This is a genomic window from Stenotrophomonas sp. 1L-E-5-B-C3 (assembly GCF_057292075.1).
On the sequence record NZ_JBXAWS010000002.1, the window covers coordinates 103,171 to 117,137 of the forward strand.

Consider the following 13,967-nt stretch of genomic DNA (forward strand, 5'->3'; position numbering starts at 1 on the left):
TTGGTCGAGACACTTACTCAGAGAGAGTCAATTCTGCTGTGCAGAAGTCGTGGAGCACTGACAGTTTAGGATCGAGAAGTCCGCTCAAGATGTTGTACCGACGAGCCATCTCCTGCCGCTTTTGCGGATCGAGGTCTGACAAGCTCAGCTCATTCTGTAGACCGGCTAGCTCAGTGGCCATTTCCCCAAGCTCTACTGCCGCTGAGTAGGCCTCATTTGCGAAGAGGTAGCGGAACCGACGGGCGCCGGTTCTTACCTTTACTGCCTTGGTGTAGTCGGGCACCAGGCCCTTCAGGATCTCGATGATTGGGCTTTCCACATCGTTCAGCGCTGCCATCCGCTTGTCGAAGAGGTCCGCCTTGAGCTTCTTCCTCGCCGTCGTCGCCTGCTCTCGGGCGGTAAGCCATTGCCTGAGGGCGACGTAGAAGACCGCTCCCGCCAGAACCAGTTGGCCGATTGCGGTGAACAGTCGCAGCTGAAGGTCCGTCATTCCCCAAACTGTCTCAACCATTGCGACGCCCTCCCTATATTGGCCGGGATTATCACATTTGTTAAGGTTTGTTAGGGGGGGCAGGCCGCTTCCCTACAATCCTTCAAATGGGGCGCTGGATGGATCCTTTGTGCGAGAACATTCTGATCGGCCTCGGGACTGGCCTGGTCACAGGGCTGTTGTCCGGCTACTACTCCGGCATGGTGATAAGCAGGACGTCTCGGTATCACTCGCTGCTCAGAGACGCGCAACGGGTGTTGAAGCAGATTGAGTTTGAGCAACAGGAGAATCGTGTCGTAATACGACATTGGGAACCAAAAGCGCTGAGCGCCGTGGGCGACGACCTAGCGACGGACGGCCAATCAAAGGCGGCTTCAGTCGTACAAGGGCAGTCGATCCAGGTGAATAGAGCCTTCTTTGCAGCGTGTGCGGGGGAACTGGATGCGCCAGGGTTTGAAGTCGCGGTGACACGTGCTCGCAGTGAGATTGCCAAACTCCGACCTTCGAAGCGCGTTCTGATTCCGTGGGGCCAGCTATGAGCTGTTGGACATTGGCCATCGATTGGCCGGTAGTGACGCAGGGATTCGGTGCGCTCGCGCAGGGAGCCGGTGCGCTCGTCCTGGCCTGGGTAGGACTGGCTGGCCTTTCGTCGTGGCGGAAGCAGCTGAAGGGAACGCGCAGCCAGGCGCTGGCTGAAGAGGCCCTCAGCCTTGTGTACCGCGTCGCCGACGGCATTCGCCACATGCGTCAGCCCTGGGCATGGGCCGGAGAAATGCGGAAGGTCGAAAGGTCGGAAGGCGAGAGTGACGAGGATTTCGATCAGCGCAAAGAGTACGGAGTGGTGGAGGTGCGGTACCAAGCGCACGCCGACGCAGCCGCACAATTGGCAGCTATCAGGTTCAGGCTACAGGCGGTACTAGGCGAAGGCGCAAAGAGCTCGATTGACGAGGTCTTGGAGCTACTCGCCAAGGTCCGGAGTGAGGCCGGCAACGCAGCGCGTCACAAGCGCGTGATGTTGCACCAGGCGGACCTTATTCGGAGGTTTCCGAGCGACGCAACGAGCGATGCATACGAGGACGCCAAACGCCGTTTGACTGAATCAGAACGATGGATCCAAGAGCAGCTGCCTGGTGAAGATCCAGCCGAAGAGGTCCTTTCGAGGGCAGTCAATCGCGTTGAACGCGCACTTCGGGACGCGGCCTCGTTAAAGCCATAGTGTTAATGTAGATGACCTCAGTAGTTCCTCATGAGGAAGATTTCTTCCTCATGAGGAACCGCAGTTGCCTCGGGAACCGAAAGTAGGTTTGAATTCCTACAGTGGGCGTTCTTATGGGCGCCTCAATTCAAAGGCCGTTGATTGACCAGGACGTGGGAGTCCGCTGGTCGATCAGCGGCCTTCTTGTTTGCGGGGTAGAGCAGTCCGGCAGCTCGCGTGGCTCATAACCACGAGGTCGGTGGTTCGAATCCACCTCCCGCTACCAAACGGCCGGTAGTCATGGCCACCACTCAAGCCAGCACATAGGCCGTCGTGAGACGCGCCGCTGGTGTCCGCGCGACCTTGCAACCGCGGTAGTGGTGGGCCATGCCGGCCTCCTTTCATTGGGGGAACCGCGGTGAGCATCAAAGAGCAGATCACAACGGACCTGGCGGTCGCAGGTTCGAAGATCGGAGCGGTTGTGAGCGTCACCGCCGCGACGTACTCGCCGGGCTACACCCTGAGTGACTGGGCCCTGATCGGCACGATCATCTTCACCACGGTCCAGACGTTCACCGTCATGGTGAAAAACTGGGGCGACTGGTCTGCCTGGTGGACCGCCCGCATGGGCAACGCCAAGCGATTCTGGGCGTGGATCCGCCGCCGTGGCTGACACCAAGCTCAGCACCAAGCAACGCGTCGGCTTTGCCGCCGCGCCGCTGGCGCTGATCGGAGCGCTCGTCGCTGCCCTGGGCACGAACGACTCGGCGCACGAAGGGCGCCGCTATACGCCGTACTACGACTCAGCCGGCATCCTGACTGTCTGCGCCGGCATCACGGGCCCGGCGGTGGTGAAGGGCAAGCGCTACACCGATGACGAGTGCACCAGGCTGGAGACGGCCTACGTGCGCACCATGCTCGGCCACATGGGGCAGTGCGTTCGCGGCGAGTTCGAGTTCCATGAGATCAAGGCCTGGGGCCACTTCGCGTACAACATCGGCACCCCGGCCTTCTGCGCCAGCACCGCGGCGAAGCGGCTCAACGCTGGCGAGCGCCAGGCTGCATGCACCGAGATGTGGAAGTGGCGGTACGTCACGATCGGCGGCGCCAAGCGTGACTGCGCGCTGCCGCAGTGGAGCTCGAAGTGCGGCGGCATCATCGATCGCCGGCAGTGGGAAATGGCCACCTGCCAAGGCCGCCTGCAGTGATCACCAGGTCGGCGATCAGTGCCTGGTGGGCTGCCTGGAAGTGGGTTGCCATCCTGGCCGGCCTGCTGAGCGTGTCGCTCTGGCTCAACGTCAGGCAGTACGGCGATCGCCGTGAGGCTGCAGCTGCAGCCCGGGCCGCCGCCCTCGAAGACACGCTGGAGGTGACGGCGGGGATCGCGCGCCAGGCTCAGACCGACAGCGCCGAGCTGCTGCAGCGGCTCGAGGCGATCGCTGCACGCGGCGAGCGAACCAGAACCATCTACCGAGCAGCAGCTGCAGCGCAGCCGCTGCCAGCTAACTGCGCCCCGGGTCAGGCCCGGGTCGACGCAATCAACCAGGCCCTCGGGCCCACCAGCAGGATCGCGAAGTGACCCAGAACCCATCGATCGGGCGGATCGTCCACTACACCCTGAGCGATACCGACGCGCTCCGCATCAATGCGCGCCGGACCGACGGTCCGTCCATCCAGGAGCGGCTGCTCGACAACACCTGGCCGGTGGGTGCACAGGCGCACGTCGGCAACAGGGCCGCGGCCGGCGACGTGCTGCCTGCCCTGGTTGTGGCTGTCCAACCGAACGGCCAGGTCAACGCCCAGGTGTTCCTGGACGGCAATGACGTGCTGTGGGTCACCAGCCGCGACGAGGCCAGCGAAGAATCTGGCAGCCACCCCGGCCGCTGGCACTGGCCGCAGCGCTGACGCCATGAGGCTGCGCCAGACTCTCCCGATCGCGGCACTGATGCTGCTGGCCGGCTGCACGCAGCACCTGCAGCGTGTGCCGGCCCAATGCGACGCGATGTGCTTCCGCCCGTGCGTTGACGTCGGCGAAGACACCGGCGTGCGCGTGACGGCCGACCCCGCCGCCGCGGACGCCTGGGACAACATCGGCGGGAAGGTGGTCGGCCAGCTGGCCGACAAGCTCCGCACCTGCGACGTGCGACGGAAGGCCTGCGAGCAGTGCCTGCGCCGGCTCGACGCCAAGAACGTAATAGAGCTTTGAGCGCCATCCCGGCGCCATAGGAGAGCAACATGCAGAACCAGCAGGCCGGCACAACCCCACTGGCGGAGCCGCAGACCCCGATCGAAGCCGCCGTGAATGACCTGACGCGGGTTCAGCAGGATCTGCACATCGCTGCAGAGCAGCTGGCGAGGCGTCTTGCGCCAGTGCTGGTGGCGAGCAAACCGGACGCGGCACAGTCGACGGGCCGGCAACTCGGTGCCTCGCCGTTGCTCGAAGACCTCTTCCAGCGGCGGGACGCAGCGGCGGCCACCCTGGACATCATCAACGAACTGCACGCTCAGCTGCACCTGTGAGCCGGACGCCCGCCAGCTTCAGCCTCACGGTCGTGCGTGGCGCGACGTGGGAGGACGACTTCACCTACACCAACCCGGATGGGAGCCCTTTCGATCTGACCGGCTACCAGGCGCGGATGCAGGTGCGGACGCTGGCGGGCCAGTTCGGGCTGACCGAGGCCGACACCCTGGTCATGGAGCTCAGTACCGCGGACGGTTCGCTGGTCATCGCCGATCCGTTGGACGGGATGGTCTCGATCACCGTGCCAGCGGTGGACACCGAGGTGCTGAACCCGGCGAACGCACGCAAGGTGAAGCACTGCTACAGCCTGGAGCTGTTCAAGCCGGCAGGCGCGGATCCGGAGTACGTGATCCCGCTGGTGGCCGGCAAGGTCACTGTCCAGGGCGAGACGACACGCTGATGCCTGTAATTCGAGCAAGCGAGGGCGCGGCCCGCGTGATCGTGGTCGAGCGCCGAGGTGCCGTCGCCATCCGCGATCCCCGCACGCCGATCGTCGCGACGGCCCGGTCGACACAGGTCGAGGCAATCCAGGCAGACACGCGGACGGTCGAGGTTGCAGCGCGCGGCGCGCAGGGCCCGGCCGGTCCGGCCGGTCCGGCCGGCACCTCGCCAGAAGCGACGTATCCAGTTGGCCAGCCAATCCATGGCCACCGCGTGGTTCGCCTGGACAACGGCAAGGCCTACCACCCCGACACGGCGGTGCTGGAGCACGCGCAGGCCTGCATCGGCATCGCCCTGCAGTCGGCCAACACCGGAGAAGTCGCCGTGCGCCTGGCCGGCACGATCGAGGAAGCCAGCTGGACCTGGCGCGACGGCGGGGTGTGGTGCGGCGCCGACGGCGCACTGACCCAGGCCCCAGGCACAGCCGGGTGGTTGTTGTGCGTCGGCCGGGCGCTCAACGCCACGACCCTGATGATCGACTTCGACTCACCCATTGCGCGGATCTGAACCCATGGCAGACAAGACCCTGCAGCTCAAGAACAACATCACCACCGAGGTCGAAGGTGTCACCGCGTCAGCTGGCGCCGCCGACGCCGGCAAGATCGCGGCCCTCGGCCCGGATGGCCGCTTCGACGACTCGCTGCTGCCGGCTGGCATTGGCGCCGACACCAAGATCTACCCGGCCAGCGAGGTGCTGGCCGCCGGCGACTACGTGAACATCTGGGACGACGCCGGCACGGCCAAAGTGCGCAAGGCCGATGCCAGCGCTGCGAACGCAGGCAAGCGCGCCCATGGTTTCGTGCGCGCCGGAGTCGGCGCCATCGGCAGCGACGCGACCGTGTACTTCGAAGGGCCGAACAGCTCGCTTTCCGGTCTGTCGCCCGGGGCGACCTACGTGCTGAGCCACACCACGCCGGGTGGTGTTGTGCCGCTGGCATCGGGCACCACCGCCGCCGGCCACATCCTGCAGATCCTGGGCGTGGCCACCGACGTGGGCGAGATCAACGCCGAGATCGGCAATCCGGTGGTCCGGGCCTGACATGGCAGCGCGCCGTCCGCTTGTCCTCGATGAGAGTAACCGCACCAGGGAGCTGCCCGCCGGTGACATGTTGGTCGGTGTTCCGCTGCAAGTCGCGGTCGGGCTCCGGGCTGGCGGGGTGTTCAACATCGCGCTGACCTCGACGTACGCGATGACGATCGGCCTGCGGGCGGGCGGCGTGTTCAACGTGCAGGCGATCACCTGATGGCTGCCCGCACTCCATTGATCCTCAACCAGAGCACCGCTCGCGTCGAAGAGCTGGCCGCTGCCGATACGATCCCCGGCGCGATGATCGAAGGGCTGATCGGTCGAAATGCGCTGATCAACGGCGATTTCCGCGTGTGGCAGCGCGGTACGAATTTTCCAGCCGCGACAGGCCAGCGATACACGGCTGACAGATGGCAGGTCAACGCCATTGGGTCGACGATTTGGATTCAGCGAGTCGACATTCCTCCGGGCGGTGGGGCTGTGCCCATGCTCCAGAAGTCGAAGTACATGCTGCAAGCGATTGTAAGCAGCGTTGCAGGGGCTGGGAACTTCGCATTGTTCCAGCAGCGTATCGAGGGCGTGAGGCAGCTATCAGGCAAGACCGTAACGGTCAGTTTCAAGGCCAAAGCCAGCATCGCCAATTTCAAAGTAGGCGTTGAATTTCAGCAGTCGTTCGGCAACACCGGCTCCGCCGGAGTTGATAGTCTGAACGCCTCCGTGACGCTCGGTACTGACTGGCAGGAGTACGCAGTACAAATTGCATTGCCGTCGGTGGTAGGGAAAACGATCGTCGACAACGACTACCTTCAACTCAGCTTCTGGCTGGACGCGGGCGCGAATTTCGCAGGGCGCTCCCTCAGCGCCGGCCAAAAAAGCGGGACTGTTAGCGTTACAGAAGTGCAGGTTGAAGACAGTAATGTTGCAACTGCTTTTGAGTATAGGCCCGACGCGCACGAGCGGATGCTTTGCGATCGGTACTGCCAACTGCTCGACTTCGGCAACGGTAATGGCTTCACACTGGTCATGATCAACGGCGTCAACAGCGTGTTGGGGTTTCTTCCGCTCCAGTCACCTATGCGAGCTGTGCCAACTGCGACCAGACGCGGCGATTTCCCTACTTACACGGGTCCCGGCTCGGGTTCGGGATCCACGCTCACTGGCCTGACCATCATCCCCACTGGTGTTGCCCGGCTGGCGCTTGTCGGGACCATCAGCGTTTCTGGCACCGTGAATCAAGTCGGATACCTGGGCTCAACGAGCACCAACGGTTTCCAGATACTTCTAGATGCAGAGCTGTGACATGTACCGACTGAGCCAATTTCCCGGCTACGTTGATGAGATCGCGACCGGCACCTGTATTCCGGTTGCCAGCGACTGCTGGCAGGCCGTGGCCTATCGAGCATGGCTTCAGATGGGCAACAAGCCCAGCCCTGCGCCATCACCCTATGAGCCCAACACGCCGGCTCATCACCGTGCAATCCGCGATGCGGCGTGGGGGTGGATGACCGACGTGGTCAAGGAGCGCCAGTACGACAGCATCGAGAGCTGCGTCGGCTACTACAACAGCGGCGTGGAGCGATACCGGCTGGAGGCCCGGGCAATGGTGGCCTGGCGCGACGCGGTGAACGAGAAACTGGTTGCTTTGGTACTCGATCCGCCGCCGGGCGTCGTGACATGGGAGCAGGTTCGACCTCTGCTGCCCCAACCGTCCCAGTTCAACTGGCCGTCCAGCTTGGAGCTCCCGCTCGGAGTAGGTGACGGCCCCGCAGTTCAACTTTGATCCAATCTGAGAGGAAGCCAGCCAGTGGCCGGAAAGATTGACCCGGCGACGGGGCTGCAGGACCAGCAACGGCGGTTCGCGGACGAGTACCTGGTCGATTTCAATGGCACCGCGGCCTACATGCGCGCCGGCTACAAGGCCACCGGTGCCGCGGCCAGCGCCGCCGCGGCGAGGCTGCTGGCCAACCCCAAGGTGCAGGCCTACCTGGCCAGCAGGAAGGAAGAGCTGCTGCTGTCGCAGCGGGTCGATCAAGAAGCGGTCCTTGCCCGGCTGGCCTTCATGGCACTGGGTGACATCCGCACCCTGTTCGATCAGCACGGCAACCTGAAGCCGATGAGCGAGCTCACGGCGGAAGAGGCCAGCCTGGTCCAGGGTGTGGAGGTGTTCGAAGAGTGGGAGGGGCGGGGCGACGAACGGCGCGCCGTCGGCCTGACCAAGAAGATCAAGCTGGTCAGCCGCCTCGATGCGGTCAAGACCTTGGGGGCGCACTTCGGCATGTTCGCAAAGAAGGTCGAGCACACCGGCAAGAACGGTGGTCCGATCGAGAGCCAGACGCGGATCCTGGGCGACGTGATGGATCTCATCGACGGGTCCGACACCGGCCCCGGGCCTGCGACCTCGCGGAGCAAGTAAGCCGTGGAGGAACTGAGCGACCAGGACGCCAGCCGAATCATCGAGAAGCTGGGTGATCGGTGGTGGCGGCTGAACAACCTGTACTACATCACAGACAAGTTCGGTCGACGGGTGCAGTTCAAGCTGAATGAGGTGCAGGCCGATCTCGACGACAACCTGCACACGTTGAACCTGGCGCTGAAGTCACGCCAGCATGGCATCACGACCTGGGCCTGCATCCGGGCCCTGGACATGGCGCTGTTCAAGAAGAACACCAAGGCCGGTGTGGTCGCCCATACCGCCGGCGATGCCGCCAAGTTCTTCCGCAGCAAGGTGCTCTACGCCTACGACAACCTGCCGGACTGGCTGAAGAAGATCCGGCCGGCAGTCCGGCGCGACATGCGCGACGGCGTCCTGGAGCTGGCCAATGGCTCCAGCATCGAGGTCTCGGTTTCCCACCGCGGCGGCACGCTGACGTTCCTGCATATCTCCGAGTACGGCCCGATGTGCGCCATGTACCCGGAGCGGGCGGGGGAAGTGGCCTCCGGCGCGCTCAACGCGATCGCCTCCGGCAACATCGTGGTGATCGAGTCGACCGCCTATGGCGCCGCCGGCGACTTCTACGAGCGCTGCCAGACGGCGATCGAACTGGACAGGCAGATCCGCGCCGGCACGGCCAAGCTGACGGCGATGGACTACCGCTTCCACTTCTATCCGTGGTTCCGGGACCCGATCAACGAGCTCGACCCGGACGGCGTCACGCTCACCGCCGAGGACGAGGCCTACTTCGCCAAGGTCGAGGCGGAGATGAACTACACGCTGCGGCCCGAGCAGAAGGCCTGGTACGTCAAGAAGGCGGCCGAGCAGCGCGACAAGATGAAGCGGGAGCACCCCAGCACGCCGGAAGAGGCCTTCCAGGCGAGCACTGAAGGTGCTTACTACGGCAAGGAAATGGCCGCCGCCGACAGCAGCGGGCGGATCACGGATCTCCCGATCAACCCGCAGGTGCCCGTCCACACCTTCTGGGACATCGGGCGCAGCGATGCGACGAGCATCTGGTTCATGCAGGAGAACGGCCCCTGGCTGGACTTCGTCGACTTCTACGAGAACTCGGGCTTCGGCGTGGCGCACTACGCCAAGGTGCTGAAGGAGCGCGGCTACCTGTACGGCAAGCACTACTGGCCGCACGACGGTGCCAATGAGGACTGGTCCGCCAACGAGAACAGGGTGCAGGTGGCCGGCAAGCTGGGGGTCAAGCCGATCGTGGTGGTGCCTCGGATCAATGACATCACCGAGGGCATCGACATGGTGCGCAACATGCTGCCGCGCTGCCGGTTCGACAGGGTCCGGTGCGGCCCACCCAAGGCAGGCGAGGGCCGCGGAGGGCTGGAAGCCCTGCGGCGCTACACCAAGGTCTGGAACGAGAAGACCGAAACGTATTCCGACCTCCCATTCCACAACTGGGCCAGCAATCCTGCCGACGCGTTCCGGCAGGCGGCCCAGGGCTATGTCAGCAGTAGCGGCCGTCGCGTCGGCGAGTCGCGCGGCACGGCCAACGACAACTGGAGAACTGCATGAGCGTTTCCCCCCGCGAGCGGAACCAACCAACCACGGTCGAGCTGGTCGACCTGCTGTCGATGTTGGTGGCCGCCGCTGATGAAGGGCAACTGGTAAGCGTCGCTTTCATGTTGCGGTCGCCGGAGGGCGACACGATGGTGGACTATCGCGGCAGCCACGAGCTGAGCGAGCTCACCGCTCGCACTGTCCTGCAGCGCATTGCCCAGGACGTCGCCGGCACCCATCCGGCGATCGCCGCGCAGATCACCTCCGACCTGGCCAGGAAGGCGAACTGACGTGGAAGACCGTGACGTCGAGCAGCTGGCCATCCACCTGCAGCAGGCCCGCGCCTACGCGCGGTACCTGCGAGGGGGCGAGAACCACGGCAGCCTGGTTGAGGACCACGTCCTGTCGCCGGACCAGGCCGCCGCGGCGGTAGTGGAAGAGCTGGACGCAGCCCTGGAGCTGCTGGGAGCAGAAGCATGAGCGCCGAGGTCGAGCTCGCCCCTGAGGGCTTCGTATGGTGTGGCAAGAAGGGGGACCTCAACCTCTACCTGACCCACATCGTGCGCGATGGCGACGACGACGCGGCCCTGTATATCCGGAACGAAAACCGCCGCGTCGAGGGTGTGAACCCCGTGACCGGGATGATCGCCTATGGCAGCCCGGCCTACCTGGTGCCGTTCCGCGACTTCTGGATATTCCGCCCGGAGGACAGGGATCGGGGCCGGCACCACCACATCGGCGACATGGTCGCTCGCCTGCAGAACGCCTCGGTTGCCCTCTACGGCCTGGACGTCCCCGCCTACCGGCACCGCATCCACGACGCCATCCTCGAATTCTGCGATGACGTGAAGAACTTGCGGCCGCCGGCGGAGCAGACCCGGGAGCAGTGGCTCGCCGAGATGGCCCGGATGGGGATCCAGATCAAGATCAACGGGCAGAAGGTGAACTGATGCAGACGATCGAGAACTTGCGGAGCGAGCCGGCCTACGACCCCGGCGCCGCCGACGTGGCCACCGCAGCGCCTCCAGATGTTGAGGGCCACCCGCTGGACAGCCTGGAGAACCGGCGCCTCCACGCGAAGCTGCTGGACTACTGGTACACCGCCCTCGATGCGTTCTACGACAACCGCATCGAGCAGATGCTGGACTACGACTTCTACGACCACATCCAGTGGTCGGAAGAAGACCGCGCTGTCCTGGCTGCCCGGCACCAGGCGCCGCTGACCTACAACAAGATCAAGATGGCCATCGACTGGGTCATCGGCACGGAGCGACGCACCCGCATCGATGGCGTGGTGCACCCCCGCGCGGAGGACGATGTCGACATTGCTGCGGTGAAGTCGGAGCTGATGAAGTACCTCAGCGACACCAACCGGGTGCCGTGGGCGCGCAGCCAGGCCTTCAAGGACGCAGCGATCGCCGGATGCGGCTGGACCGAGGAATCGATCCGGACCGATCGAGCGGACGAGCCGGTGATGGTGGGCCACATTCCGTGGCGGCAGATGCGGCGGGATCCGGTCAGCCGCGCATTGGACCTGAGCGACTGCCGCTTTCTGCTGCGGGAGAAGTTCGCCGACCTGGACTATTCCGAAGCGATGTTCCCCGATCGCATCGAGCTGGTGAACCGGGCGGCTCAGGACCACTACGACGGCGACAACGGTGCCTTCGACGAAGAGCTGGACCTGCCCCAGGTCTTCCGCCGCTACGACAGCCGCGGCCATACCGTGACCGGCCGTCGCATCACCGGCCGGGCCTCCCTGGATAGCCGGTGTCGGCTTCGGGTCCGTCTGATCGAGTGCTGGTTCAAACGCCCAGTCGCGCACAAGCGGCTGTGGGGTGGCGAATTCCGGGGCGATCGCTTCGACCCGAACAACCCCGACCACCAGGCGGCGCTGGCAGCAATGAAGGGCCAGGCCTCGCCGGTCTACTCGCTCTCCGACGCCGTGGTCGAGGAAATGTGGTGCGCGATTTTCACCGAGGGCGGCCTGCTGCAGCTCAAACGCAGCCCGTTCCGGCACGGCCGGTTCCCCTACACCCCGTACTGGTGCTATCGCCGCAACCGCGATGGCATGGAGTACGGCTTGGTCCGTGGCGTACGCGACTCGCAGGAAGACCTGAACAAGCGCATGAGCAAGCTGCTCTGGGCCCTGAGTACCAATCAGCTGTTCTACGAAGAAGGCGCTATCGACGAGGACCGCGTCGACGAGGTGAAGCGGGAGATCGCCAAGCCCAACGGCGCCATTCCCCTGAAGAATGGCGGTCTGGCCAGGATCAAGGTGGAGCGCAACCTCGATGTGGCCGAGGCGCAGATCAAGCTGCTTGAGCTGGACGCGGCGCACATCCATGACGGCTCCGGTGTGAACCGTGAGCTCCTGGGCCGCGAGACCAACGCGGCCAGCGGCCGGGCGATTCTGGCCAAGCAACAGGAAGGCGCCGTGAGCACCGCGGAGCTGTTCGACAACTACCGCCTGGGCATCCAGCTCAGCGGTGAAAAGCAGTTGTCGCTCACCGAGCAGTTCATGACCGAGGAACGGCAGTTCCGCATCGTAGGCGAGCGCAAGGGCCTGGACTGGCGGGTCATCAATCAGCTGCGCCTGGACACGCTCAACAACGTCTGGGTGGTGGACAACGACATCAGTCGCAACCAGGCCGATTTCATCGTCGACCAGCAGGACTTCCGCGAGTCGATGCGCCAGGCCTTCGCCGAGCAGTTCTTCGACATGCTGGGCAAGCTGCCTCCGGAGATGTCCATCCAGCTGCTGGACCTGGCCTTCGACATGATCGATATGCCGGGCAAGGACGAGGTGGTGCAGCGCATCCGCAAGATCACCGGCCAGTCGGACAACGACCAGGACGTCGACAGTCCCGAGGCGCAGGCCCGCCAGCAGCAGGAAGCACAGGACCGAGAGGTCGCCCTGCGCGAGCGCATGGCCAAGGTCGGACTGGACGAGGCCAAGCGCGAAGAGATCATGGCCAAGGCCAAGGCTTTGCAGATCAAGACCAAGGGTGACGCGCTCAACGTTGCCGAGCTGATCGAGATCCTGCTCCCCCTCGCTCCGGCGGCCGACCGCCTCCTGAGCACCCAACAGACCCCCGAGGAAACCGCTCATGCAGCAGCCTGACAACGCGGGCCAGCAGTCGCTGGCCGCGAACGAACTGGAAATGACCGAGGGCGAGCGTGCGGCGTTGGCCAGTGCTGACGGTGCCGCCGCCGGTGATGCCCCCGCGGCAACCGCCACCAGCGATGCGCCGGCAACCGCCACCGCGACCGCCACGCCGGCGGCCGAAGGCTCAGCTGCCCCAGCAGCGGCCGCTGCAGCGGGCGGTGCGGCTCAGCCTGATGCCGCGGCCACTCCTGCTGCGGCAGTCGCTGCGGACGTGGCGACCCCTGCAGCGCCGGCGGCGCCCGAGCCGCCGCCCGCCACGCCGTTCGTGCCAACCTATGCCGCCGACGAGCGTGACTATGGCAAGGAAATCGGCGAGATCAACGGCAGGCTCCAGGCCCTGAAGGAGAAGTACAAGGCCGGGGATGTCGAGGATGAGGTGTATGAGCAGCAGTACGAGGATCTGCGCGACGAGCGCAGCCGCGTCGAGCGCGCCCAGGACATCGCCGCCCTGCAGCAGCAGCTCAGCCAGCAGAATGCCGACCAGTCCTGGGCGTACCTGCAGCGCCAGTTCCTCTCCCGACCGGAGAATGCCGCGATCGCCGCGAGCCCGATCCGCTTCGCCGCGTGGGAGCAGGCGATGCAGTCGGTGGTCAACGATGCCGCAGCTTCTGGCCGCCAGCTCACCGACTGGGACATCCTGGCCGGTGCGCGCGATCTGCTGGTGAACGAGGGCCTGCTGCAGGCTTCCGCTGCCGCAACCGCCCCGCCGGTGGCGCAGGCGCCGGCAAAGCCGGATCGCAGCGCGCCGCTGGCCGATGTGCCGGCTACGCTGAGCACCGTGCCCGCGGCGGCTGACCCGACCTCCCGATCGACCGCGGACGCTGCGGCTGGCATGGACAACATCGAGGAAATCGAGTCGTTCCTGGCCGGGAAGTCGGAGAGCGAGCGTGATCGCATCCTGCGTGATGTGCCGGGCTCCTTCGTGGCGGACAACTGAGCCCCATGCCCAAGCTGCACACCACCCTGGAGCCTGGCGACGTGGTCCTGATCCCATCGGGGTCAGGCGCGTCGATCACCTTCACCGAGAAGAGCGGTAAGCGCTCGCGCGTGATCATCGAATCCAACACCCCGGTGACCATCACCCGAGCCGGTGAGCAGCAACCTACTGGCGGCGCCCTACAGCGCGTGGCGCGCCGGCCAACGCCCACTAAGGGCTGAACATCCTCAAAACC

General features: G+C 65.0%; 22 protein-coding genes and 1 tRNA gene. 22 read left to right on the forward strand and 1 reads right to left on the reverse strand.

Features of this window, described 5'->3' with window-relative positions; translation table 11 throughout:
• Positions 1–13: 13 nt before the first annotated feature.
• Positions 14–511, reverse strand: coding sequence for a hypothetical protein (locus tag AC0Z6F_RS03235; RefSeq protein WP_485616749.1), 498 nt, complete (start codon positions 509–511; stop codon positions 14–16).
• A gap of 550 nt (positions 512–1,061) precedes the next feature.
• Between AC0Z6F_RS03235 and AC0Z6F_RS03240 the strand changes: the two genes are divergently transcribed.
• From AC0Z6F_RS03240 to AC0Z6F_RS03345, 22 genes are all read left to right on the forward strand, one after another.
• Positions 1,062–1,706 (forward strand): hypothetical protein, encoded by a 645-nt coding sequence (locus tag AC0Z6F_RS03240; RefSeq protein WP_313415528.1) that lies wholly within the window; start codon positions 1,062–1,064, stop codon positions 1,704–1,706.
• Between the two features lie 188 nt (positions 1,707–1,894).
• Positions 1,895–1,971, forward strand: a tRNA-Met gene (locus AC0Z6F_RS03245).
• 132 nt (positions 1,972–2,103) lie between these two features.
• Positions 2,104–2,358: a hypothetical protein gene (locus AC0Z6F_RS03250; RefSeq protein ID WP_241889259.1), complete on the forward strand. Its 255-nt coding sequence runs from the start codon at positions 2,104–2,106 to the stop codon at positions 2,356–2,358.
• Positions 2,351–2,893 (forward strand): lysozyme, encoded by a 543-nt coding sequence (locus tag AC0Z6F_RS03255; protein WP_430345393.1) that lies wholly within the window; start codon positions 2,351–2,353, stop codon positions 2,891–2,893. Before AC0Z6F_RS03250 ends, AC0Z6F_RS03255 begins: the two co-directional genes overlap by 8 nt.
• On the forward strand, positions 2,890–3,264 hold the full coding sequence (locus AC0Z6F_RS03260; RefSeq protein ID WP_485616746.1) for a hypothetical protein: 375 nt from the start codon (positions 2,890–2,892) through the stop codon (positions 3,262–3,264). Before AC0Z6F_RS03255 ends, AC0Z6F_RS03260 begins: the two co-directional genes overlap by 4 nt.
• Positions 3,261–3,590 (forward strand): hypothetical protein, encoded by a 330-nt coding sequence (locus AC0Z6F_RS03265; protein WP_106705156.1) that lies wholly within the window; start codon positions 3,261–3,263, stop codon positions 3,588–3,590. Before AC0Z6F_RS03260 ends, AC0Z6F_RS03265 begins: the two co-directional genes overlap by 4 nt.
• A 4-nt stretch (positions 3,591–3,594) precedes the next feature.
• A complete protein-coding gene (locus tag AC0Z6F_RS03270) occupies positions 3,595–3,891 on the forward strand; it encodes a hypothetical protein (RefSeq protein WP_485616744.1) in 297 nt (98 codons plus the stop codon).
• A gap of 29 nt (positions 3,892–3,920) precedes the next feature.
• Positions 3,921–4,205 carry a hypothetical protein gene (locus AC0Z6F_RS03275; RefSeq protein WP_313415532.1) on the forward strand — a complete coding sequence of 95 codons (285 nt, stop codon included), beginning with the start codon at positions 3,921–3,923 and terminating at the stop codon, positions 4,203–4,205.
• The gene (locus AC0Z6F_RS03280) at positions 4,202–4,606 is read left to right on the forward strand and encodes a hypothetical protein (protein WP_313415533.1); all 405 of its coding nucleotides are present in this window, start codon (positions 4,202–4,204) and stop codon (positions 4,604–4,606) included. The genes AC0Z6F_RS03275 and AC0Z6F_RS03280 overlap by 4 nt, the downstream gene beginning before the upstream one ends.
• Before the next feature lie 35 nt (positions 4,607–4,641).
• Positions 4,642–5,154, forward strand: coding sequence for a hypothetical protein (locus tag AC0Z6F_RS03285; protein WP_485616742.1), 513 nt, complete (start codon positions 4,642–4,644; stop codon positions 5,152–5,154).
• A gap of 4 nt (positions 5,155–5,158) precedes the next feature.
• Entirely contained in the window at positions 5,159–5,686 is a 528-nt protein-coding gene (locus AC0Z6F_RS03290) for a hypothetical protein (protein WP_313415535.1), read from the forward strand.
• Between the two features lies 1 nt (position 5,687).
• A complete protein-coding gene (locus AC0Z6F_RS03295) occupies positions 5,688–5,891 on the forward strand; it encodes a hypothetical protein (protein WP_313415536.1) in 204 nt (67 codons plus the stop codon).
• Positions 5,891–6,973, forward strand: a complete 1,083-nt coding sequence (locus AC0Z6F_RS03300; protein ID WP_313415537.1) for a hypothetical protein — start codon at positions 5,891–5,893, stop codon at positions 6,971–6,973. Before AC0Z6F_RS03295 ends, AC0Z6F_RS03300 begins: the two co-directional genes overlap by 1 nt.
• Before the next feature lies 1 nt (position 6,974).
• Positions 6,975–7,454 carry a hypothetical protein gene (locus tag AC0Z6F_RS03305; RefSeq protein ID WP_313415539.1) on the forward strand — a complete coding sequence of 160 codons (480 nt, stop codon included), beginning with the start codon at positions 6,975–6,977 and terminating at the stop codon, positions 7,452–7,454.
• A 24-nt stretch (positions 7,455–7,478) separates the two neighbouring features.
• The gene (locus tag AC0Z6F_RS03310; protein WP_485616739.1) at positions 7,479–8,087 is read left to right on the forward strand and encodes a terminase small subunit; all 609 of its coding nucleotides are present in this window, start codon (positions 7,479–7,481) and stop codon (positions 8,085–8,087) included.
• 3 nt (positions 8,088–8,090) lie between these two features.
• Entirely contained in the window at positions 8,091–9,644 is a 1,554-nt protein-coding gene (locus AC0Z6F_RS03315; RefSeq protein ID WP_485616737.1) for a DNA packaging protein, read from the forward strand.
• Complete coding sequence (locus AC0Z6F_RS03320) at positions 9,641–9,919, forward strand: hypothetical protein (protein WP_065195891.1); 279 nt, start codon at positions 9,641–9,643, stop codon at positions 9,917–9,919. The genes AC0Z6F_RS03315 and AC0Z6F_RS03320 overlap by 4 nt, the downstream gene beginning before the upstream one ends.
• A 1-nt stretch (position 9,920) precedes the next feature.
• Positions 9,921–10,109: a hypothetical protein gene (locus AC0Z6F_RS03325; RefSeq protein ID WP_485616735.1), complete on the forward strand. Its 189-nt coding sequence runs from the start codon at positions 9,921–9,923 to the stop codon at positions 10,107–10,109.
• A complete protein-coding gene (locus AC0Z6F_RS03330; protein WP_485616734.1) occupies positions 10,106–10,579 on the forward strand; it encodes a hypothetical protein in 474 nt (157 codons plus the stop codon). Before AC0Z6F_RS03325 ends, AC0Z6F_RS03330 begins: the two co-directional genes overlap by 4 nt.
• Positions 10,579–12,750, forward strand: coding sequence for a portal protein (locus tag AC0Z6F_RS03335; RefSeq protein WP_485616732.1), 2,172 nt, complete (start codon positions 10,579–10,581; stop codon positions 12,748–12,750). The genes AC0Z6F_RS03330 and AC0Z6F_RS03335 overlap by 1 nt, the downstream gene beginning before the upstream one ends.
• Positions 12,737–13,732 (forward strand): hypothetical protein, encoded by a 996-nt coding sequence (locus AC0Z6F_RS03340; protein WP_485616730.1) that lies wholly within the window; start codon positions 12,737–12,739, stop codon positions 13,730–13,732. Before AC0Z6F_RS03335 ends, AC0Z6F_RS03340 begins: the two co-directional genes overlap by 14 nt.
• A 5-nt stretch (positions 13,733–13,737) precedes the next feature.
• A complete protein-coding gene (locus AC0Z6F_RS03345) occupies positions 13,738–13,953 on the forward strand; it encodes a hypothetical protein (protein ID WP_485616729.1) in 216 nt (71 codons plus the stop codon).
• The last annotated feature ends 14 nt before the right edge of the window (positions 13,954–13,967 follow it).

What these genes read in the sequence shown, in the direction of transcription:
- AC0Z6F_RS03305 (WP_313415539.1), top strand. Translation starts at nt 6,975, where the DNA reads ATGTACCGACTGAGCCAATTTCCCGGCTACGTTGATGAGATCGCGACC.
- AC0Z6F_RS03290 (WP_313415535.1), top strand. Translation starts at nt 5,159, where the DNA reads ATGGCAGACAAGACCCTGCAGCTCAAGAACAACATCACCACCGAGGTC.
- AC0Z6F_RS03270 (WP_485616744.1), top strand. Translation starts at nt 3,595, where the DNA reads ATGAGGCTGCGCCAGACTCTCCCGATCGCGGCACTGATGCTGCTGGCC.
- AC0Z6F_RS03340 (WP_485616730.1), top strand. Translation starts at nt 12,737, where the DNA reads ATGCAGCAGCCTGACAACGCGGGCCAGCAGTCGCTGGCCGCGAACGAA.
- AC0Z6F_RS03335 (WP_485616732.1), top strand. Translation starts at nt 10,579, where the DNA reads ATGCAGACGATCGAGAACTTGCGGAGCGAGCCGGCCTACGACCCCGGC.
- AC0Z6F_RS03295 (WP_313415536.1), top strand. Translation starts at nt 5,688, where the DNA reads ATGGCAGCGCGCCGTCCGCTTGTCCTCGATGAGAGTAACCGCACCAGG.
- AC0Z6F_RS03235 (WP_485616749.1), bottom strand. Translation starts at nt 511, where the DNA reads ATGGTTGAGACAGTTTGGGGAATGACGGACCTTCAGCTGCGACTGTTC.
- AC0Z6F_RS03300 (WP_313415537.1), top strand. Translation starts at nt 5,891, where the DNA reads ATGGCTGCCCGCACTCCATTGATCCTCAACCAGAGCACCGCTCGCGTC.
- AC0Z6F_RS03330 (WP_485616734.1), top strand. Translation starts at nt 10,106, where the DNA reads ATGAGCGCCGAGGTCGAGCTCGCCCCTGAGGGCTTCGTATGGTGTGGC.
- AC0Z6F_RS03275 (WP_313415532.1), top strand. Translation starts at nt 3,921, where the DNA reads ATGCAGAACCAGCAGGCCGGCACAACCCCACTGGCGGAGCCGCAGACC.
- AC0Z6F_RS03345 (WP_485616729.1), top strand. Translation starts at nt 13,738, where the DNA reads ATGCCCAAGCTGCACACCACCCTGGAGCCTGGCGACGTGGTCCTGATC.
- AC0Z6F_RS03320 (WP_065195891.1), top strand. Translation starts at nt 9,641, where the DNA reads ATGAGCGTTTCCCCCCGCGAGCGGAACCAACCAACCACGGTCGAGCTG.